This window comes from Streptomyces sp. NPDC096152, from assembly GCF_044763235.1.
Lineage (GTDB): Bacteria > Actinomycetota > Actinomycetes > Streptomycetales > Streptomycetaceae > Streptomyces.
This window is the reverse complement of record NZ_JBIWFW010000004.1, coordinates 278,487-298,248: the sequence shown is the minus strand read 5'-3', so window position 1 is coordinate 298,248 and position 19,762 is coordinate 278,487. Positions and strand designations below refer to the sequence as shown.

Sequence of the window (19,762 nt, the reverse complement as noted above, 5' to 3'; positions counted from 1 at the left end):
CTGACGCCGACCGCCCGGGTCACCTCACCCGGGTGGGCCCACGGGCGCGCGCACGGGCGCCCTCACGGACCCGTGCCAAAGGCACCGGCCGCCGGCACGGCCGCGCACACCGCGTCCAGCACGGAGGCGTACGGCGTGCCGAGGCCGGTGAGCCGGGAGCGCAGCCGCTCCAGGCCCCCGCGGTGGCACACGAGCAGTTCCGTGTCGCCGGTGCGGGCGGTGAACTCCAGCACCGCGGGCAGGAAGTCGGGCGGCTCCTGTCCGGCGAGCTCCAGGCCGTGGACGCGGTACGGCTCCTCGAAGCGCGCCGCCGCCGTCCCGTCCCGCCGCGAGCCCTCGTCGCCCCACCGGCTCAGGTACAGCCCGTACCGGTCCCCGGCGTCCTCGGACGCGAAGACCGCCACATAGTGCGCGGCCAGTTCCTCCAGCGGGGTCACGGCCGCGTGGTCGGCGAACGCCCTCAGCTGCGGCGCGGCCTCGCGCAGCAGCGGCAGCCGGGCGCAGAGGGCCTGGTCGGGGTACGTCAGGCAGAGCGCCGCCGCCTGGTACAGCACGGCATCCGAGGGCATGAGGCCTCCTCCGGTTCGTCCACGCCGTCCACGGCGTGCACCGGGGTCCTGGACGGCCGTCCGCGCGGCGGCACGCGGTCGCGTGCGGCTTCCTCGCCGGCCCGTGGTCCGAATCTAGGGGCGGGCGGGGGAGCGCACCCGTCCACGGCACCCGTCCGGGTCAGGCGGGTGCCGCGGGCCGTCCCCTCGCCCCGCGGACCGGGTCAGACCTTGCGGGCCACCCCCGCGTACACCGGCACCGCGCCCTCCGCCCGCGCCGCCGTGTCCTCCGCTTCCGGCCGCCAGTCGAGAACCGGCACCACGCCCGGTTCCAGCAGCTCCAGACCCTGGAAGCACGGCCGCGCGGATGGAAGGGCGTGCCGCCGCGCCGGAACAGCTCCGCCGCCCGGGCCGGCGCGCGGCACTCCCGCAGGCCCTCGCGGGTGCGCCGCGCCGACGCGGCGCGCGCCTGCATGTGGTCGAGGACCACCTGTGGGCCGTGGCGCGCACCCGACCGCTTGTCAACCCGCCAGGGAATGAAGGTACTTGACCGTCGCCGGATCGGCCGGCAGGAACGTCTCGATCGCCAACTCGGCGACCGTCACGTCCATCGGCGTGTTGAACGTGGAGATCGAGGAGACGAACGACAGCAGCCGTCCCTCGTGCTCGATCCGCATCGGCAGCGCGAAGTACGGCACCTCCTCGGCCGGTTCCTCCACCGCGCCGCACTCCTCCGGCACCGGGTACGCCGCCACCTCCTCGTACAGCGCCCGCAGCGCCGGCGAGCGGTGCAGCGCGATCTGCCGCTCCATCTGCGCCAGCAGATGGCCGCGCCACGCCCGCAGGTTGCGGATGCGCGGCGCCAGGCCCTCGGGGTGCAGGGTCAGCCGCATCGCGTTCAGCGGCGGCGCCAGCAGCGACTCGGGCACCCCCTCCAGCAGCATCGTGACGCCGCGGTTGGCCGCCACCACGTCGTACGTGGCGTCCACCACCAGCGCCGGGTACGGCTCGTAGCCCTGGATCAGCCGTTCCAGACCGTCGCGCAGCGCGTCCAGCGCCGGGGCGTCGAGCGGGGTCTCCGGGTAGCACGGGGCGTAACCGGCCGCCAGCAGCAGCGCGTTGCGCTCGCGCACCGGCACGTCCAGGTGCTCCGCCAGCCGCAGCACCATCTCCTCGCTCGGCCGGGACCGGCCGGTCTCGATGAAACTGATGTGCCGGGCCGAGGAGTCGGCGCGCAGCGCCAGCTCCAGCTGACTGACCCGCCGGCGCTCCCGCCAGGCCCGCAGCAGCGGGCCCGCGCCCTTCTGGGCGGAGGCGGTGGACGGTGCGGCGGGACCGGACGCGACAATGGCCATACCGACGACCGTAGTCGAACCGCAGCCGAGGAGAAGGCACATGATCGAGTCGTGGAAGCTGTCCTGGGAGGCGACGGCGGTCTACCGCGCCCGGGTGCGCGGCTGTCTCCTGGGCGGCGCCGTCGGTGACGCCCTCGGCTACCCGGTCGAGTTCGACTCCCTGGACCGGATCCGCGCCGCGCACGGCCCGCGCGGCGTCACCCGCCCGGTGCCCGACGGCGACGGAGTGACCGGCCGCATCAGCGACGACACCCAGATGACCCTGTTCACCGTCGAGGGCATCCGCCAGGCCCACGAGCGGGAACGGCTCAAGGGCATCGGCGGCGGCTGGGCCCGCCTGCTGCGCCTGGCCTACGGGCGCTGGCTGGAGACCCAGAGCAGGCCCGGCCCCGCCGCGCGCGAGGAGGCCGCGCCGGGCGGCTCCTCCTCGGAGGGCCCGCGCGGCGGCCTGGTCGAGGAACCCTGGCTGTACGCCCGCCGCGCCCCCGGGAACGCCTGCCTGTCCGGGCTGGCCCACGACTTCGTCCCCGAGCCGTGGGCCGAACTCGGCCCGCCCGGACCGGTCAACCCCGACTCCAAGGGCTGCGGCGCGGTGATGCGCTCGGCGCCCTTCGGCCTCACCCGCGCCGGCACCGCCGACGCCTTCGGCATGGCCGCGCGCTGCGCCCAGATGACCCACGGACACCCCACCGGCTACTACGCGGCCGGCGCGCTCGCCGCGATCGTGTCGTACCTCGTGGCCGGGGACTCCGTCGAGGGCGCGGTCCTGCGCACCCTGCGTCTGCTCGCCGGTCACCCCGGGCACGAGGAGACCGCCGGCGCGCTGGTGCGGGCCCTCGACCTCGCCGCCGAGGGCGCGCCCACCGCCGCGAAGGTCGAGCGGCTCGGCGCCGGCTGGGTGGCCGAGGAGGCCCTTGCCATCGGCGTCTACGCCGCGCTCGCCGCGCCCGGCGTGGAGGACGCCCTGCTGCTGGCCGTCAACCACTCCGGCGACAGCGACTCCACCGGCTCCGTCTGCGGCAACATCGTCGGCGCCCGGTACGGCGACCACGGTCTGCCCCACGAGTGGGTCGAGCGGGTGGAGGGACGGGCCCGGATCGCCGCGCTGGCGGACGACCTGGCGGCCGAGTGCCTGCGCGGCTGACCCTCCGGCGCCCCTTCCCGGGCCGGCCGCCCGGCGGTCTCCCGGGCCGGCCGCCGTCCCGCGAGCTCCGCGGGCGGGCTTCTCACGGCCTCCTGACCAGGGACGCAGCGGCCCTCCTGTGGCAGTCTGAAGTCAGTGACGTCACCCAGGAGCCGGTGGCACAGCCCAGGAAAGGGAACGAGCCCATGCCCGTCGAACCGCTGTCGCAGAAGGAGATCGAGGACCGGCTCGCCGAACTGCCCGGCTGGTCCCTCGACGGCGACCGCCTCACCCGCTCCTTCCGGCTGGGCTCGCACTTCGCGGCGGCGGCGATGGTCCTGCACATCGCCCAGGTGCAGGAGGAGCTCGACCACCACTCCGACCTCACCCTGGGCTACCACTCGGTCTCCCTCGCCGTGACCACGCACAGCGCGGGCGGCGCGGTGACCGAGAAGGACTTCGAGCTGGCCCGCCGCGTCCAGGACCTCGCGCCGGGCCACGGCGCCGACTGACCCACGAGCCACGAGCCACGAGCCACGAGCCACGAGCCTCGAGTCACGTCCCACGGCCGAGAACCACGCGCCAGGAAAGCCGGGGGAGCAGGGGGAAGGGGCGGAGCGTGCCGTACCGCCGGGACCACGACGACGGGGGGAGCCACGTGCTGGACTACGACGAGGAAGCCGAGCGGTACGACGCCTCGCGCGGCGGCGAGCCCAGGGCGGCCGCCGCCGCCGAGGCCGTGCTCGGCCTGGTCCCGCCGGGCACCCGCCGCCTCCTGGACGTCGGCTGCGGCACCGGCATCGTCACCCGCCGGCTCGCGGCCGGCCGCGACGGCCTGCGCGTGACCGGCGTGGACCGGGCGTCCGCGATGGCCCGGCAGGCCGCCGCCCGCGTGCCCGGTGCCGTGGTGCTCGCCGACAGCCGCCGTCTGCCCTTCCCGACCGGGCGGTTCGGCGCTGTGACCAGCGTCTGGCTGCTGCACCTGGCGCCGAGTGAAGAGGACGCCCGCGCCGTCGTCGCCGAGTGCGCCCGGGTGCTCGTCCCCGGCGGTGTGTACGTGACCACGGTCGACAAGGCCGCCTCCCACAACGTCGGCAGCGACATCGACGCCGTGCTCGCCGCGCGGCCGCCCAGCCCGGTCCGGGACACCGCGGACCTGGTCGAGCGGTACGCCACCGGCCACGGTCTGGTGCCGGCCGGCGAGGCCCGCTTCCCCGGCCGCGGGCAGGGCCGCAGCCCCCGCCGTACCATCGCCGACCTGCGCCGCGGCTGGTTCGTCACCCTGCCGCCGGGCGACCCGCTCACCGAGGAGTTCGCCGCCCGGCTCGCCCGCCTGCCCGACCAGGACCGCCCTCGCCCGGACCCGGTCTTCGCGCTGCGGGCGTTCCGCAAGCCGGCGGACCCGCGGCCCGCGTGATCCGCCCGCCTTCCGCCGGCCGGTTTTTGCCGCCACGGCAACAGGAGTGGCTGCGGCGCGGTGCGTCGGCGCAGGCTGGACGCACCGACAGGAGAGGCTGACCACCATGGCGCACGAGCCGCACGCGACCCACGACGACCACGAGCAGCACCACCCGCACCAGCACCACCACCACGGCCACTCCGACATCGACTGGGCGGCGATGGCCCCGCTGCTGGAGGCGCAGGCCGAGCTGTTCACCCCCCTGTACGAGCGGGCCATGGCGTGGCTGGCGAAGGAGGTGACCGAGCCCGGTCTGATCGTCGACACCGGAAGCGGGCCGGGGGTCGTCGCGTGCCGGTTCGCCGAGACCTTCCCGGGCGCGCGGGTGGTCGCCGTGGACGGCTCCGAGGAGCTGCTGGAGCGGGCCCGCGCCCGGGCCGCCCGTCTCGGTCTCGGCGACCGCTTCGGCACCCTCGCCGGGGAACTCCCGGACGTGCTGGAGGAGTTGGACTACCCGGCCGACCTGCTGTGGGCCGGCAACAGCCTGCACCATCTGGGCGACCAGCGGGCCGCCCTCGCCGCGTTCGCCGCGCGACTGGCCCCCGGCGGCACGCTCGCCCTGCTGGAGGGCGGGCTGCCCGCGCGGTTCCTGCCCCGCGACATCGGGATCGGCCGCCCCGGTCTCCAGGCCCGGCTCGACGCCGTGGAGGCGGACTGGTTCGCGCGGATGCGCGCCGAACTCCCCGGCTCCGTCGCCGAGACCGAGGACTGGCCGGCGCTGCTGACCGCCGCGGGCCTGAAGCACACCGGCACGCGCAGTTTCCTGCTGGATCTGCCCGCGCCGGTGAGCGACCGGGCCCGCGCCTATGCCGTCGCCTCCCTGACCCGGTTGCGCGAGGCGCTGGAGGACGGCGTCGACGCGGAGGACCGCGCCACCCTGGACCGGCTGCTGGACCCCGACGACGAGGCGAGCGTGCACCGGCGCGGCGACGTCTTCGTCCTCAAGGCGCACACCGTGTACACGGGGGTTCGCACCGCCTGAGAGGCGCGCCCCCCGGCTCGCCCCGTGGCCCGGGAGCCCGTGACTCGAAGAGCGCTCGAAGTGGTGGACTCTCCGGCGTTCGCGGGACGAAGGGGGTTTCCATGACCGACTCTCCGGTCGCACTCATCACCGGCGGCGGTGGGGGTGCCCCCTGCTCGAGCGAAGCCGAGAGCTTGGGGGAGGCATCGGCGCCGCGGTCGCGCGGCGGCTGCTGGACGCCGGGCACCGGGGGGCCGTCACCGGCCGGGGCGAGGAGCGGCTTCGCGCCTTCGCCGAGGAACCCGGCTGCCCGGCCGGGCTGTTGACCATCGCAGGCAGTGCGTCCGAGTACGGCGAGGTGCGCTCCGCGGTCGACCGCACCCTCAAGGAGTTCGGCCGGCTGGACACGGTCGTCGCCAACGCCGGAACCGCCACGCACGACACGGTCGCCGAGGACGATCCGGCCGGGTGGACCGAGACGGTCCTCACCAACGTGCTCGGTCCCGCCCTGCCGATCCGGGCCTCCGTCGACGCCCTGAAGGAGACCCGCGGCCGGATCGTGCTGGTCGGCAGCGTCGCCGGGTTCGTGCCCACCCCGGGGAACATCTACGGGGCGACGAAGTGGGCGGTCACCGGGCTCGCCGAGAACACCCGGCGCCAGGTCGCCGAGTGGGGCGTCGGCGTGACACTGATCGCACCCGGCCGGGTGGAGACGCCGTTCTGGGACGGGTACGGCAGTCTCCACCCGGGCGGCTGCTGACCGCCGGCCAGATCGCCGAGTCCGTCGTCCGGGCCATCCGGCAGCCCGCGGGCGTCGACGTCAACACCGTGGTCGTACGCCCGCTCGGGCAGCCCGACCGACCACCCTCGCGGGGCCCGGTCGGTCGTCCGCCCGCCCGGCGTGCCGGGCGCACCCCGCACGGCACGGACGTCACGCGCCGGACGTGGGGAAAGACGCGCCCCGGACCGTACGGTGAACGGTCCGGGGCGGGTCGCGGCGGGAGGCGGTGGGGCCGGTCAGGCCATGTTGAACTCCGCCGGGTCCGGGCCGAGCCGCCGCTGCTCGTCGAGCGCGCTGATCGCGGCCAGGTCCTCGTCGTCCAGGCTGAAGTCGAACACCTGGATGTTCTCCTCGATCCGGGCGGGTGTCACCGACTTCGGGATCACGACGTTGCCGAGCTGGAGGTGCCAGCGCAGCACGACCTGGGCCGGGGTACGGCCGTGCTTCCGGGCGATGGCGACGATCGCGGGGACGTCCAGCAGGCCCTTGCCCTGGCCGAGCGGCGACCACGCCTCGGTGGCGATGCCCCGCTCCGCGTGGAACGCGCGGGCGGCGTGCTGCTGAAGATGCGGGTGCAGCTCGATCTGGTTGACCGCCGGGACGATCGACGTCCGGTCGATCAGGCGCTCCAGGTGCTCCGGCAGGAAGTTCGACACGCCGATCGCCCGGGTACGGCCGTCCGCGAGCAGCTTCTCGAACGCCTTGTACGTGTCGACGTAGGCGTCCTTGGCCGGGACCGGCCAGTGGATCAGGTACAGGTCCACGTACTCCAGGCCGAGCTTGTCCAGTGACGCGTCGAAGGCGCGCAGCGCGGAGTCGTACCCCTGTTCGCTGTTCCAGAGCTTGGTGGTGACGAAGACGTCCTCGCGAGAGAGGCCTGAGGCGGCGATGGCCTTCCCGGTGCCCTCCTCGTTGCCGTAGATCGCCGCTGTGTCGATGCTGCGGTACCCGGCCTCCAGCGCGGTGCCGACGGCCCGCTCCGCCTCGTCGTCCGGCACCTGCCAGACACCGAAGCCCAGCTGGGGCATCTCGACGCCGTTGTTGAGGATGATCGGGGGGACCTTGCTGCTCACGAGCTCTTGATCCTTCGGTTGTCGTCAAGTGGTACTCGACATCGTCAACGATCACGAGCCGTGATGCATTCCTGACCGGTCAATCCGCCCGGAACTGATCGGGTGTCCACCCCGGAGGGCCGGATCGGCCGGAATCACATCCCCCCGCGGGCCTCGGCGGTGCGTGCCCGGGCCGGGCGCGGTCAGGCCCGGTACAGCGCGTCCACCTCGTTCACGTACGCGTTCTCGATGGCCTTGCGCTTCAGCTTCAGGGACGGGGTGAGCAGGCCGTGCTCCTCGGTGAACGGCTGGGCGAGGATGCGGAAGGTGCGGATCGACTCGGCCTGGGAGACCAGGGTGTTCGCGGCGACCACGGCGCGCCGGACCTCGGTCTCCAGGTCGGCGTCGCGCACGAGCTGGGCCGGGGACATCCGCGGCTTGGCGCGCATCTGCAGCCAGTGCTCGACGGCCTCCTGGTCGAGGGTGACCAGAGCGGCGATGTACGGGCGGTCGTTGCCGACGACGATGCACTGGGACACCAGCGGGTGGTCGCGCACCCGCTCCTCCAGCAGGCCCGGCGCCACGCTCTTGCCGCCGGAGGTCACCAGGATCTCCTTCTTGCGGCCGGTGATGGTCAGATAGCCGTCCTCGTCGAGGGAGCCGAGGTCACCGGTGGCCAGCCAGCCGTCGTGCAGGCTCTCGTCGGTGGCCTTCGGGTTGTTGAGGTAGCCCTGGAAGACGTTGCCGCCGTGCAGCCAGACCTCGCCGTCGTCGGCTATGTGCACGGTGACGCCGGGTATGGGCTGCCCGACGGTGCCGTACCGGGTGAGCTCGGGCGGGTTGGCGGTGGCGGCGGCGGTGGACTCGGTCAGTCCGTAGCCCTCGTAGATCTGCACGCCGGCGCCCGCGAAGAACAGGCCGAGCCGGCGGTCCATCGCCGAGCCGCCGGACATCGCGTTCCGGATCCGGCCGCCCATCGCCGCGCGCACCTTGGAGTACACGAGCTTGTCGAAGAACTGGTGCTGCATGCGCAGCCCGGCGGTGGGGCCGGGGCCGATGCCCCAGGCCTTCGCCTCGATCGCGTCCGCGTACTTCACGGCCACGTCGACGGCCTTCTCGAACGGCCCGGACTTGCCGTCCGCCTCGGCCTTGCGCCGGGCGGAGTTGAACACCTTCTCGAAGATGTACGGCACCGCGAGGATGAAGGTCGGTCTGAAGGCCTGCAGGTCGGGGAGGAGAGCGGCGGCGTTCAGCTGCGGCTGGTGGCCGAGGCGCACCTTCGCCCGGATCGTGGCGACCTCCACCATCCGCCCGAAGACATGGGCGAGCGGCAGGAACAGCAGGGTCGCCGCCTCGTCGCCCTTCTTGGTGTGGAACACCGGCTCCCAGCGCTCCATGACCGTGTCGGTCTCGTACATGAAGTTGCCGTGCGACAGCACGCAGCCCTTGGGGCGGCCGGTGGTGCCGGAGGTGTAGATGATCGTCGCGATCGAGTCTGGGGTGACCGCCTCGCGGTGCCGGTGCACCACCTGGTCGTCGACGTGGGCGCCCGCGTCGTAGAGCTCCCGGACGGCGCCCGCGTCCAGCTGCCACAGCTCACGCAGGTGTGGCAGCCGGTCGATGACCGTGGCGATCGTCATCGCGTGGTCCTCGTGCTCGACGATCGCGGCCGTGACCTCCGCGTCGTACAGCATCCAGAAGCACTGCTCGGCCGAGGAGGTGGGATAGATGGGCACCACCTGGGCGCCGATCGTCCACAGCGCGAAGTCGAAGAGGGTCCACTCGTAGCGGGTGCGGGACATGATCGCGACCCGGTCGCCGAAGCGGACGCCCCGGGCGAGCAGCCCCTTGGCGAGGGCCAGGACCTCGTCGCGGAACTCGGCGGCGGTGACGTCCCGCCATTGGCCGGCCGCGTCCTTCCGGCCGAGTGCGACATGCAGCGGGTCCTCCTGGGCATGCCGGAAGACCGCGTCGGCCAGTCCGCCCACCGGCGGTGCCGACGTCAACGGAGGGCTGGTGAACTCGCGCAAACCCCGCTCCCGCTCCCTTGTGACGCTCCGCACAGCGCGGTGAAAGCTACCCCACCTCGGGAGGAGGCGGGAGGGGCTTCGACGGGAGGCGGAGCCCGGGCGGGAGCGGGTCAGCGTCGGAAAAACCCCTCACATGGGGAGAGGCCGGACGAAAATCCTTACGGATCAGTAAGTTTCGGTGCCGTGATCTCCACCGATCTCCACCGAATCTGTACTACCCGATTACCGTCCCCGGGGGTCCCGGACGCGTTTCCGGAACGGGCCCGCGCGGCCGCGGACACCCCCCGCGACGTGCGGTTGTCACCTCCGACAGCGTCGCCGGACGGGAAACCGTCACTTCCCTACCGCCGGTGCAGCCGGTCCCCGCCCGCCAGGATCGCGGTCGCCAGCGCGTCGGCGGCGTGCTGGGCGGAAGGGCGGCGCCGGCCGTGCACCAGGACGAAGTCGACCTGCCCCAGCTCCGGCAGTCCCGCCCGCTCGGGCACCCGCACCAGCCCCGGCGGGACCAGCCCGCGCGAGTGGGCCATCACGCCGAGGCCCGCCCGCGCGGCGGCGATGAGCCCGTTGAGGCTGCCGCTGGTGCACGCGACGCGCCACGGCCGCCCCTGCCGCTCCAGGGCCTCGAAGGCGAGCGCCCGGGAGATGCCCGGCGGCGGGTAGACGATCAGCGGCACGGGGCGGTCGGGGTCGAGCCGGAGCCGCTCCGCGCCGATCCACACCAGCCGGTCGTGCCAGACGAGCTCGCCGCGCGGGTCCTCCGGGCGGCGCTTGGCGAGCACCAGGTCGAGCCGTCCGGCGGCGAGCTGCTCGTGCAGCGTGCCCGACAGCTCCACCGTGAGCTCCAGATCGACCTCCGGGTGCTCGTAGCGGAAGCCCTCCAGGATCTCCGGCAGGCGGGTCAGCACGAAGTCCTCCGAGGCGCCGAACCGCAGCCGCCCGCGCACCCGGGTGCCCGTGAAGAAGGCCGCCGCCTGCTCGTGTGCCTGGAGGATCCGGCGCGCGAAGCCGAGCATCGCCTCGCCGTCCTCGGTCAGCTCCACGGAGTGGGTGTCCCGCGCGAACAGCGTCCGCCCGGTGGCGTCCTCCAGGCGGCGCACGTGCTGGCTGACGGTCGACTGGCGCAGCCCCAGCCGCCGTGCGGCCCGCGTGAAGCTCAGGGTCTGCGCCACCGCGAGGAAGGTGCGCAGATGGGAGGGCTCGTACACGCCGCCAGGTTATCGCGATCCACGATGACAGTCAGAGCGGTATGACGGATTCCCGATCACGAGGGTGAGGAGGACGATGGAGAGGGGACCCGTCGGTCCCGCACTGACGAGAACGAGCAGAACGAGCAAGTGGAGCACCGTGAAACGCCTGCGCGCGCCGAGTTGGATGCCGATCGACCCGTACATCCTGCTGCTGCTCGGGACGGTGGGCCTGGCCGCGCTGTTCCCGGCCCGCGGCACCGCCGCCGACGTGGCCTCCGGCGCCTCCACCGCCGCGATCGCCTTCCTGTTCTTCCTCTACGGCGCCCGGCTGTCCACCCGGGAGGCGCTCGACGGGCTGCGGCACTGGCGGCTGCACGGCACGGTCCTGGTCTGCACCTTCGTGATCTTCCCGCTGCTCGGCCTCGCGGCCGGGGGCCTCGTCCCGGTGCTGCTGACCCAGCCGCTCTACCAGGGCCTGCTCTTCCTCACCCTCGTCCCGTCGACCATCCAGTCGTCGATCGCCTTCACCTCCATCGCCCGCGGCAACGTGCCCGCCGCGATCTGTGCCGGCTCCTTCTCCTCGCTGGCCGGCATCGTCCTCACCCCGCTGCTCGCGGCCGCGCTGCTCGGCGGCAGCGGCGGCGGCTTCTCCGCGCACTCCCTGGTCACGATCGTGTTCCAGCTGCTCGTGCCCTTCCTCGCCGGGCAGGCGCTGCGCCCGTGGATCGGAGGCTTCGTCGCCCTGCACCGGAAGGTCCTCGGCCTGGTGGACCGCGGCTCGATCCTGCTGGTCGTCTACGCCGCCTTCAGTGAGGGCATGGTGCGGGGTATCTGGCACCAGGTCAGCCCGGTCCGGCTGGGCGCGCTGCTCGTTGTGGAGGCCGTGCTGCTCGGGGTGATGCTGGGCCTGACCTGGTACGGCGCCAAGGCACTGCGGTTCGGCCGGGGGGACCGGATCGCCATCCAGTTCGCCGGTTCGAAGAAGTCCCTCGCCTCCGGGCTGCCCATGGCGAGCGTCCTGTTCGGCGCGCACGCCTCGCTCGCGGTGCTGCCGCTGATGCTCTTCCACCAGATGCAGCTCATGGTGTGCGCGGTGATCGCCAAGCGCCGTGCGCACGAGGTCCGGGACCAGGAGACCACCCCGGCACCGCCACCCGCGGCCCCGCGCACCCCGGCCGTCACCGCGACCCGTCGGCGCTGACGGCCCCGCAAGGCGGGGCCCCCGCGGCGCAGGGGGCGCTCCCCGCCGGCCGGGGCCCCGCCGCCGTGTCGCGGGGGAGCCGGTCAGCCCTGGACGGCCGCGGTCCGCAGGACGACGCGGTCCTCGCCCGCGTACACGTTCATGGAGCTGCCCCGCAGGAAGCCCACCAGGGTCAGCCCCGTCTCCGCCGCCAGGTCCACCGCCAGTGAGGAGGGCGCCGACACCGCCGCCAGCACCGGTATGCCCGCCATCACCGCCTTCTGCGCCAGCTCGAAGGAGGCCCGGCCGGAGACCAGCAGGAGGGAGCGGGACAGGGGCAGGTCGCCGTTCTGCAGGGCGCGGCCGACCAGTTTGTCGACCGCGTTGTGCCGGCCCACGTCCTCCCGCACGTCCACCAGCTCACCGTCCTCGGCGAACAGGGCGGCCGCGTGCAGGCCCCCGGTCCGGTCGAAGACCCGCTGGGCCGCGCGCAGCCGGTCGGGGAGGCTCGCGAGGAGTCCGGGCTCGACCCGGACCGGAGGCGTGTCGGCGATCGGCCAGCGCGCCGTCGTACGGACCGCGTCCAGGCTCGCCTTGCCGCACAGGCCGCACGAGGACGTCGTGTAGACGTTCCTTTCCAGGGTGATGTCCGGGAGGGCGACGTCCGGGGCGGTCTTCACGTCGACGACGTTGTACGTGTTCGAGCCGTCGGCGGTCGCCCCGGCGCAGTAGACGATGTTCAGCAGGTCCGACGCGGACGCCAGGACGCCCTCGCTCACCAGGAAGCCGGCGGCCAGTGCGAAGTCGTCACCGGGCGTGCGCATGGTGATGGCGAGCGGCTTGCCGTTCAGCCGGATCTCCAGCGGCTCCTCCGCCACCAGGGTGTCCGGGCGGGACGAGACAACCCCGTCCCGGATGCGGATCACCCTGCGTCGTTCCGTGACTCGTCCCATGTCCTGATCAGCCCCGGTTCTGTACGTGCTGGTAGCCGAAACGGCCCTTGATGCAGAGGTTGCCGTGGGTCACCGGGTTGTCGTGCGGCGAGGTGACCTTGACGATCTCATTGTCCTGTACGTGCAGAGTCAGGTTGCAGCCCACTCCGCAGTACGCGCAGACCGTGGTGGTCTCGGTCTGCGCCGACTCGTCCCAGGTACCCGCCGCGCGCATGTCGAACTCCGACTTGAACGACAGGGCTCCCGTCGGGCACACCTCGACGCAGTTGCCGCAGTACACGCACGCCGAGTCCGTCAGCGGCGCGTCGTGCTCCACCGCGATCCGGGCGTCGAAGCCGCGCCCCGCCACCGAGATCGCGAAGGTGTTCTGCCACTGCTCCCCGCAGGCGTCCACGCACTTGTAGCACAGGACGCACTTGCCGTAGTCGCGCACGTACAGGTCGTTGTCGACCCTCGGCTCCTCGTTCAGCCGGGCCGCGTCGGGGCCGAAGCGGTCCGGCTTCGCCTCGTACTCCTTGATCCACTCGGCGGCCCCCGGTGTGGTCGACAAGTCGACCGAGGACGCCAGCAGTTCCAGGACGACCTTGCGGCTGTGCCGGGCGCGCTCGGAACCGGTGCGCACCACCATGCCCGGCTCTGCCCGCCGCGAGCAGGCCGGGACGAGGGTGCGCGCGCCCTCCACCTCGACCACGCAGACCCGGCAGGCGTTCTTCGGAGTGAGCGTGTCGCCCTCGCAGAGGGTCGGGACGTCCTTTCCCGCCGCCCGGCAGGCGTCCAGGATCGTCGCGCCCTCGGGGACCCGGGCCTCCTGCCCGTCGAGCGTGAACTCCACCAGCCGGCGCGGCACTCCGAGCGGTATCGCGGTCATTCGTACGCCCCCAGACGGTCGATGGCGGATTCCACGGCGTTCCAGGCGGTCTGCCCCAGACCGCAGATCGAGGCGTCCCGCATGGCCCGCCCGACCTCCCGGAGCAGCGCGATGTCGTCGGCGGCGGCCGCGCCGGTGCGCTCCGCGATCCGCTCCAGCGCCTCCTCCTGCCGCACGGTGCCCACCCGGCACGGCACGCACTGGCCGCACGACTCCTCCCGGAAGAACCGGGCGATGCGCAGCAGCAGCCGGGGCAGCGGGACGGAGTCGTCGAAGGCCATGACGACGCCCGAGCCGAGCGTCGTACCCGCCTCGCGGGTGCCTTCGAAGGTGAGCGGGAGGTCCAGTTCGCCGGGCCGTACGAAGCCGCCCGCCGCGCCGCCGAGCAGCACCGCGCGCAGCCCCGGCCGTATCCCGGTGAGGCCGAGCAGCTCACCGAGCGTCGCCCCGAACGGCACCTCGTAGACGCCCGGCCGCTCCACACTCCCCGACACGCAGAACAGCTTCGGCCCGGTCGACGCCCGCGTGCCGATCGCGGCGTACGCCTGCGCGCCCATGGTGAGGATCGGCAGCACGTTGACCAGCGTCTCGACGTTGTTCTCGACGGTCGGCTTCCCGAACAGCCCCTTCTCCACCGGGAACGGCGGTTTCGAGCGCGGCTCGCCCCGATAGCCCTCGATCGAGTTGAACAGCGCCGTCTCCTCGCCGCAGATGTACGCCCCCGCACCCCGCCGGATCTCGATGTCGAAGGCGTAGCCCTGGCCGAGGACGTCGTCGCCGAGCAGCCCCCGCGCGCGTGTCTGCGCGACCGCGTGCTCCAGGCGGCGCAGCGCCCGCGGGTACTCGCCGCGCAGGTAGAGGAATCCCCGGTGCGCGCCGACCGCGTACGCCGCGACCGTCATGGCCTCGATCAGCGCGTACGGGTCGCCCTCCATCAGCACGCGGTCCTTGAACGTGCCCGGCTCGGACTCGTCGGCGTTGCACACCAGGTAGTGCGGGTGGTCGGGCTGCGAAGCGGTGGCCTGCCACTTGCGGCCGGTGGGGAAGGCGGCCCCGCCGCGTCCGGCCAGGCCCGCGTCGGTGACCTCCCGGATCACTCCGGCCGGGCCGAGCTCGAAGGCCCGCCGCAGGGCCGTGTAGCCCCCGTGCGCACGGTAGTCGTCCAGGCTCGACGGATCGACCACGCCGACGCGCCGCAGCAGCACCAGGTCCTCGCCGCCCGCCTGCGGGACCGCCGCGACCGCGGGCGGCTCCTCGGGCGCCGAGTCCGGCGCGGTCGCCGCGAGCACGGCCGCCGCCTCGGTCGCCGGCGCCGAGACGGCCGTACGCACCGGGTCCCCGGCCCTGATCGCGAGCGCCGCCGGAGCCCGCTCGCACAGGCCCAGGCACGGGCTGCGCTCGACGCTCACCCCGCTGCCCGGACCCAGCCGGGACTCGATCCCGGCGCACAGCCCGGGCGCCCCGGCCGCCGTGCACGCCAGGTCCGTGCACACGTGCAGCACGGTCGCCGGCCGCGGCCGGACCGAGAACATCGCGTAGAAGGTGGCCACCCCGTACGCCTCCGCCGGCGGCACCGTCAGCCGGCGGCACAGATAGCCGAGCGCGCCCTCGCTGATCCAGCCGACCCGGTCGCTGACGGCGTGCAGCCCCGGCAGCAGCAGGTCGCGGCGGTCCCGGGCCTCCCGCCCGCCGCGGGCCCACCGCAGATCGGCGTCGGAGCGGTCCGCGCCCTCCCACGAGGACTCCGGGGGGCCCAACAGGGCGTCCACGGCGGCCCGTTCCTCGTCCGTGGGTTTGCTGTCGCCGAAGTGCAGGTCCACCACATCACCTCACGTGGGTCGCAACCGGGAGCTTCTCGATCCGGATCGCCGACGCCTTGAACTCCGCCGTCCCCGCGATCGGGCAGTTCGCCTCGATCGTCAGCCGGTTGGTGTCCACCTCGTCGGGAAAGTGGAAGGTCATGAAGGCGAGACCGGGACGCAGTGCCGGGTCGACCCACACCGGGGCCTCCACCGACCCGCGCCGCGAGGTCACCCGCACCCGCTCACCCACCACCACGCCGTAGCGCTCGGCGTCCTCGGGGGACAGCTCGACGGCCTCGCCGCGCCTGAGCGGCGAGGCGAAACCGCCGCTCTGCACCCCGGTGTTGTACGAGTCGAGCCGCCGCCCGGTGGTGAGCCGGACCGGGTACTCCTCGTCGGTGAGGTCGACGGGCGGGTCGTGCTGGACGATCCCGAACGGCGCGGGCGTCCCGCGGGCGGCCGGGTCCGTCTGCCACAACCGCCCGTGCAGGAAGCCCGGTTCGAGCCGCTCGGTGCTCGGGCACGGCCACTGGATGCCGTGATGCTCCGTCAGGCGCTCGTAGGTCATCCCGTAGTGGTCCGGCGAGACCGACCTCAGCTCGTTCCACACCGCCTCGGCGTCGGCGTACTTCCAGTCGTGGCCGAGCCGGGCCGCCAGGTCGCAGAGGATGTCGATGTCCTCCCGGGCCTCACCGGGAGGGGTCACGGCCCGGCGTACCCGCTGCACCCGCCGCTCGCTGTTGGTGGTCGTGCCCTCGGTCTCGGCCCAGCCGGCGGTCGCGGGCAGCACCACGTCCGCCAACTCGGCCGTCTTCGTGAGGAAGATGTCCTGGACGACGAGGAAGTCGAGCCGCCGCAGCCGGCGCTCCGCCTGCTCGCTGTCCGCCTCCGACTGCGCCGGGTTCTCGCCGATGCAGTAGACGGCCTTCAGTTCGCCGTCCTCCATCGCCTCGAACATCTCCGTCAGGTTCAGCCCGTAGTGCGGCTGGATGACGGTGTCCCAGGCGGTCTCGAACTTGTGGCGGGTCCCGGGGTCGAGGATGTCCTGGAAGCCGGGCAGGCGGTTGGGGATCGCGCCCATGTCGCCGCCGCCCTGCACGTTGTTCTGCCCGCGCAGCGGCTGCAGGCCGGAGCCGTAGCGGCCGACGTGACCGGTGAGCAGGGACAGGTTGATCAGGGCGCGCACGTTGTCGGTGCCGTTGTGGTGCTCGGTGATGCCGAGGGTCCAGCACAACTGGGCGCGCTCGGCGCGGGCGTAGGCGTGCGCCAGCTGCCGGACGGCGCGGGCCGGCACGCCCGTCACCTTCTCGGCGAGCGACGGCGTCCACGGCTCGACCAGCGCCCGGTACTCCTCGAAGCCGGTGGTCGCGCGCTCGATGAACGCCTCGTTGGCCAGCCCCGCGTGGATGATCTCGCGGCCGATCGCGTGCGCCATCGGGATGTCGGTGCCGACGTTCAGGCCGAGCCAGCTCTCGGCCCAAGCGGCGGTGGAGGTGCGGCGAGGGTCGACCGCGTACATCCGGGCGCCGTTCCGGATGCCCTTCAGCACGTGCTGGAAGAAGATCGGGTGCGCGAAACGGGCGTTGGACCCCCACATCACGATGACGTCGGTGTGCTCGATCTCCTCGTACGACGACGTGCCGCCGCCCGAGCCGAAGGCGGCCGACAGCCCGGCCACGCTCGGCGCGTGGCAGGTGCGGTTGCAGGAGTCGACGTTGTTGGTGCCCATCACCACCCGGGCGAACTTCTGTGCCACGTAGTTCATCTCGTTGGTCGCCCTGGCGCAGGAGAACATGCCGAACGCGCCGCGGTTTCGCTCCAGTCCGCGGGCGGTGCGCTCCAGTGCCTCCTCCCACGTGGCCGGGCGGAAGGGCGCGTCGCGGGAGTCGCGGACGAGCGGGTGCGTGAGCCGGGTGTAGGTCCTCGGTTCGCGATTCCTCATGCGGCGCTCCTCAGCGCGAGCAGGTCCGAGATGGCGTGCACGGTGCGCAGGGTGGGCACCTCCACGCCGGTGATCTCCGCCAGCTCGACGACGGCCGCGAGCAGGACGTCGAGTTCCAGCGGCTTGCCGCGCTCCAGGTCCTGGAGCGTGGAGGTGCGGTGGTCGCCGACGCGCTCCGCGCCCGCCAGGCGCCGCTCGATGGAGACGCCGACCGTGCAGCCGAGGGCTTCGGCCACCGCGAGCGTCTCGCGCATCATGACCTCGATGACCCTGCGGGTGCCGCCGTGCAGGCACATCTGCCGCATGGTGGCGCGGGCCAGGGCGCTGATCGGGTTGAAGGAGATGTTGCCGAGCAGCTTGACCCAGATGTCGTTGCGCAGGTCCGGCTCGACCGGGCACTTCAGGCCGCCGGCCCGCATCGCCTCGCCGAACTCCGCGCAGCGCGCCGAGACGCTGCGGTCGGGTTCGCCGATCGAGAACCGGGTGCCCTCCAAGTGGCGTACGACGCCCGGGGCTTCGAGTTCGGTGGCCGCGTAGACGACGCAGCCGATCGCCCGCCGCGGCGCGAGCACCGCGCTGACCGCGCCGTCCGGGTCCACGCTCTCGACGCGGTGGCCGTCGTAGGGGCCGCCGTGCCGGTGGAAGTACCACCAGGGGATGCCGTTCTGGGCGGCGACGACCGCCGTGGTGTCGTGCAGCAGCGGCTCGATCAGCGGCCCGCACGCCGCGTACGAGTTGGCCTTCAGGCCCAGGAAGACGTAGTCGACCGGGCCGACCCCGGCCGGGTCGTCGGTGGCGTGGGCGCGGGCGGTGAAGTCGCCGCGCGGGCTGAGCACCTGTACTCCGTGCCGCCTCATGGCCGCCAGATGCGGTCCACGGGCGATGAGATGGACGTCGGCGCCCGCGCGGTGGAGCGTGGCGCCGACGTAGGCGCCGATGGCACCGGCGCCGAGGACTGCGACTTTCACGGGAGCACTCCGTTCGGTTTGAGGGATACCGCGGAGATGATGTCGACGAAATATTGTCTACAGTATGTAGTTACGGTCGACAAGGGGGCCGACAACGACCGTTCATCGCGCCATGCATACCGCTCACCGCATACGGTCGACCGGGCTGCTTCCGGCCACCCGCATCCGTCCCTACCGTGCGGATCATGAGCCCACCGGTCGCACGCCCGGGATGGAGCCGCTGGCTCGTTCCGCCCGCCGCCCTCTCCGTCCATCTCGCCATCGGCCAGGCCTACGCCTGGAGCGTCTTCAAGCCGCCCCTCGAGTCCGCCCTGCACCTGGACGGCACCGAGAGCGCACTGCCCTTCCAGTTCGCCATCGTCATGCTCGGCCTGTCGGCGGCGTTCGGCGGCACGCTCGTCGAGCGCCGGGGACCGCGCTGGGCCATGACCGTGGCCCTCGTCTGCTTCTCCTCCGGCTTCCTGATCTCCGCGCTGGGCGCGTGGACCGGCCAGTTCTGGCTGATCGTCCTCGGCTACGGCGTCGTCGGCGGGATCGGCCTCGGCATCGGCTACATCTCGCCCGTCTCCACCCTGATCAAGTGGTTCCCGGACCGGCCCGGCATGGCCACCGGCATCGCGATCATGGGGTTCGGCGGCGGCGCGCTCATCGCCTCGCCCTGGTCGGCGCAGATGCTGGAGTCGGTCGGCGCCGATCGCACCGGAATCGCGCTGGCGTTCGTCGTCCACGGGCTCTCGTACGCGGTCTTCATGTCACTCGGCGTGCTCCTGGTGCGGGTCCCGCGTACCGAGACGCCCGTCGCCGGCGCTCCGAGCACCGTCTCCGGCACGCAGGTCTCGGCCCGCAGCGCCGTGCGCACCCCGCAGTTCTGGTGCCTGTGGCTGGTGCTGTGCACCAACGTCACCGCCGGCATCGGCATCCTGGAGAAGGCCGCCCCGATGATCACGGACTTCTTCGCCGGCTCCACCACCCCCGTATCGGCCTCCGCCGCGGCCGGTTTCGTCGCCCTGCTGTCGGCGGCGAACATGGCGGGCCGCATCGGCTGGTCCTCCACCTCCGACCTGATCGGACGCAAGAACGTCTACCGCGTCTACCTGGGCGTCGGCGCGCTGATGTACCTGCTGATCGCGCTGTTCGGAGACGGCTCCAAGCCGTTGTTCGTGCTGTGCGCGCTGGTGATCCTCTCCTTCTACGGCGGCGGCTTCGCCACCGTCCCCGCCTATCTGAAGGACCTCTTCGGCACCTACCAGGTCGGCGCGATCCACGGCCGGCTGCTCACCGCCTGGTCCACGGCCGGCGTGCTCGGCCCGCTGATCGTCAACTGGATCGCCGACCGCCAGGAGGCCGCCGGCCGGCACGGCTCCTCCCTCTACGGCCTGTCCTTCGCCATCATGATCGGGCTGCTGGTCGTCGGCTTCGCCGCCAACGAGTTCATCCGGCCCGTCCACCCCCGCCACCACGTCCCCGCGCCCAGGAAGGACGCCGATGTCGCACGACAGCAGCCCGAGTCCGCCTGACCCCGCCACCCCCGGGGCAGCGGGTTCCGGGGCGGG

At 73.1% G+C, this 19,762-nt stretch carries 16 protein-coding genes and 2 pseudogenes; 7 read left to right on the top strand and 11 right to left on the bottom strand.

The genetic code is table 11. From position 1 onward, the window contains the following. Window positions 1-62 precede the first annotated feature (62 nt). The 3 genes and pseudogenes from ACIQ9G_RS15880 to ACIQ9G_RS15870 all read right to left on the bottom strand — a co-directional run bounded on the left by ACIQ9G_RS15880 (window position 63) and on the right by ACIQ9G_RS15870 (window position 1,903). On the bottom strand, window positions 63-569 hold the full coding sequence (locus ACIQ9G_RS15880; protein ID WP_403609183.1) for a nitrate reductase molybdenum cofactor assembly chaperone: 507 nt from the start codon (window positions 567-569) through the stop codon (window positions 63-65). A gap of 203 nt (window positions 570-772) precedes the next feature. Then, a pseudogene (locus ACIQ9G_RS15875) lies at window positions 773-966 on the bottom strand (SAM-dependent methyltransferase); the annotation flags it as partial. Window positions 967-1,069: 103 nt separating this feature from the next. Continuing rightward, complete coding sequence (locus ACIQ9G_RS15870; protein ID WP_403609180.1) at window positions 1,070-1,903, bottom strand: helix-turn-helix domain-containing protein; 834 nt, start codon at window positions 1,901-1,903, stop codon at window positions 1,070-1,072. Window positions 1,904-1,943: 40 nt separating this feature from the next. Here ACIQ9G_RS15870 and ACIQ9G_RS15865 point away from each other — a divergent pair, with 40 nt between their 5' ends. From ACIQ9G_RS15865 to ACIQ9G_RS15845, 5 genes and pseudogenes are all read left to right on the top strand, one after another. After that, complete coding sequence (locus ACIQ9G_RS15865) at window positions 1,944-3,047, top strand: ADP-ribosylglycohydrolase family protein (protein ID WP_403609178.1); 1,104 nt, start codon at window positions 1,944-1,946, stop codon at window positions 3,045-3,047. 185 nt (window positions 3,048-3,232) lie between these two features. Continuing rightward, a complete protein-coding gene (locus ACIQ9G_RS15860) occupies window positions 3,233-3,538 on the top strand; it encodes a 4a-hydroxytetrahydrobiopterin dehydratase (protein ID WP_392192688.1) in 306 nt (101 codons plus the stop codon). Window positions 3,539-3,684: 146 nt separating this feature from the next. Then, window positions 3,685-4,443 carry a class I SAM-dependent methyltransferase gene (locus ACIQ9G_RS15855; protein ID WP_403610040.1) on the top strand — a complete coding sequence of 253 codons (759 nt, stop codon included), beginning with the start codon at window positions 3,685-3,687 and terminating at the stop codon, window positions 4,441-4,443. Window positions 4,444-4,549: 106 nt separating this feature from the next. Further along, window positions 4,550-5,467 (top strand): class I SAM-dependent methyltransferase, encoded by a 918-nt coding sequence (locus ACIQ9G_RS15850; protein WP_403609176.1) that lies wholly within the window; start codon window positions 4,550-4,552, stop codon window positions 5,465-5,467. 101 nt (window positions 5,468-5,568) lie between these two features. Further along, a pseudogene (locus ACIQ9G_RS15845) lies at window positions 5,569-6,304 on the top strand (SDR family oxidoreductase); the annotation flags it as partial. A gap of 159 nt (window positions 6,305-6,463) precedes the next feature. Here the strand turns inward: ACIQ9G_RS15845 and ACIQ9G_RS15840 are convergent. The 3 genes from ACIQ9G_RS15840 to ACIQ9G_RS15830 form a co-directional block, all read right to left on the bottom strand. Beyond that, window positions 6,464-7,300 (bottom strand): aldo/keto reductase, encoded by an 837-nt coding sequence (locus ACIQ9G_RS15840; RefSeq protein ID WP_403609174.1) that lies wholly within the window; start codon window positions 7,298-7,300, stop codon window positions 6,464-6,466. A 182-nt stretch (window positions 7,301-7,482) separates the two neighbouring features. Continuing rightward, complete coding sequence (locus ACIQ9G_RS15835; RefSeq protein ID WP_403609172.1) at window positions 7,483-9,309, bottom strand: AMP-dependent synthetase/ligase; 1,827 nt, start codon at window positions 9,307-9,309, stop codon at window positions 7,483-7,485. Window positions 9,310-9,650: 341 nt separating this feature from the next. Next, on the bottom strand, window positions 9,651-10,514 hold the full coding sequence (locus tag ACIQ9G_RS15830; protein WP_403609169.1) for a LysR substrate-binding domain-containing protein: 864 nt from the start codon (window positions 10,512-10,514) through the stop codon (window positions 9,651-9,653). Window positions 10,515-10,680: 166 nt separating this feature from the next. Here ACIQ9G_RS15830 and ACIQ9G_RS15825 point away from each other — a divergent pair, with 166 nt between their 5' ends. Next, window positions 10,681-11,697, top strand: coding sequence for a bile acid:sodium symporter family protein (locus tag ACIQ9G_RS15825; RefSeq protein WP_403610037.1), 1,017 nt, complete (start codon window positions 10,681-10,683; stop codon window positions 11,695-11,697). Window positions 11,698-11,780: 83 nt separating this feature from the next. Here the strand turns inward: ACIQ9G_RS15825 and fdhD are convergent, their stop codons facing one another. Genes fdhD through ACIQ9G_RS15800 form a run of 5 tightly spaced genes read right to left on the bottom strand, consistent with a single transcriptional unit; the run spans window position 11,781 to window position 18,209 of the window. Further along, window positions 11,781-12,629 (bottom strand): formate dehydrogenase accessory sulfurtransferase FdhD, encoded by an 849-nt coding sequence (fdhD, locus tag ACIQ9G_RS15820; RefSeq protein ID WP_403609167.1) that lies wholly within the window; start codon window positions 12,627-12,629, stop codon window positions 11,781-11,783. Between the two features lie 7 nt (window positions 12,630-12,636). Then, window positions 12,637-13,497: a 2Fe-2S iron-sulfur cluster-binding protein gene (locus ACIQ9G_RS15815; RefSeq protein ID WP_403609165.1), complete on the bottom strand. Its 861-nt coding sequence runs from the start codon at window positions 13,495-13,497 to the stop codon at window positions 12,637-12,639. Beyond that, window positions 13,494-15,317 (bottom strand): NADH-ubiquinone oxidoreductase-F iron-sulfur binding region domain-containing protein, encoded by a 1,824-nt coding sequence (locus ACIQ9G_RS15810; protein ID WP_403609163.1) that lies wholly within the window; start codon window positions 15,315-15,317, stop codon window positions 13,494-13,496. Before ACIQ9G_RS15810 ends, ACIQ9G_RS15815 begins: the two co-directional genes overlap by 4 nt. Before the next feature lie 4 nt (window positions 15,318-15,321). Continuing rightward, complete coding sequence (locus ACIQ9G_RS15805; protein ID WP_403609160.1) at window positions 15,322-17,241, bottom strand: molybdopterin oxidoreductase family protein; 1,920 nt, start codon at window positions 17,239-17,241, stop codon at window positions 15,322-15,324. Beyond that, a complete protein-coding gene (locus ACIQ9G_RS15800; RefSeq protein WP_403609158.1) occupies window positions 17,238-18,209 on the bottom strand; it encodes a 2-dehydropantoate 2-reductase in 972 nt (323 codons plus the stop codon). The genes ACIQ9G_RS15805 and ACIQ9G_RS15800 overlap by 4 nt, the downstream gene beginning before the upstream one ends. Window positions 18,210-18,394: 185 nt before the next feature. Between ACIQ9G_RS15800 and ACIQ9G_RS15795 the strand changes: the two genes are divergently transcribed. After that, window positions 18,395-19,726 carry an OFA family MFS transporter gene (locus tag ACIQ9G_RS15795; RefSeq protein WP_403609156.1) on the top strand — a complete coding sequence of 444 codons (1,332 nt, stop codon included), beginning with the start codon at window positions 18,395-18,397 and terminating at the stop codon, window positions 19,724-19,726. Window positions 19,727-19,762 lie beyond the last annotated feature (36 nt).

Excerpts from the sequence above, each read along its gene's own strand:
- ACIQ9G_RS15880 (WP_403609183.1), bottom strand. The coding sequence starts at position 569 with ATGCCCTCGGATGCCGTGCTGTACCAGGCGGCGGCGCTCTGCCTGACG.
- ACIQ9G_RS15850 (WP_403609176.1), top strand. The coding sequence starts at position 4,550 with ATGGCGCACGAGCCGCACGCGACCCACGACGACCACGAGCAGCACCAC.
- ACIQ9G_RS15825 (WP_403610037.1), top strand. The coding sequence starts at position 10,681 with ATGCCGATCGACCCGTACATCCTGCTGCTGCTCGGGACGGTGGGCCTG.
- ACIQ9G_RS15870 (WP_403609180.1), bottom strand. The coding sequence starts at position 1,903 with ATGGCCATTGTCGCGTCCGGTCCCGCCGCACCGTCCACCGCCTCCGCC.
- ACIQ9G_RS15805 (WP_403609160.1), bottom strand. The coding sequence starts at position 17,241 with ATGAGGAATCGCGAACCGAGGACCTACACCCGGCTCACGCACCCGCTC.
- ACIQ9G_RS15865 (WP_403609178.1), top strand. The coding sequence starts at position 1,944 with ATGATCGAGTCGTGGAAGCTGTCCTGGGAGGCGACGGCGGTCTACCGC.
- ACIQ9G_RS15860 (WP_392192688.1), top strand. The coding sequence starts at position 3,233 with ATGCCCGTCGAACCGCTGTCGCAGAAGGAGATCGAGGACCGGCTCGCC.
- ACIQ9G_RS15795 (WP_403609156.1), top strand. The coding sequence starts at position 18,395 with ATGAGCCCACCGGTCGCACGCCCGGGATGGAGCCGCTGGCTCGTTCCG.
- fdhD (WP_403609167.1), bottom strand. The coding sequence starts at position 12,629 with ATGGGACGAGTCACGGAACGACGCAGGGTGATCCGCATCCGGGACGGG.
- ACIQ9G_RS15815 (WP_403609165.1), bottom strand. The coding sequence starts at position 13,497 with ATGACCGCGATACCGCTCGGAGTGCCGCGCCGGCTGGTGGAGTTCACG.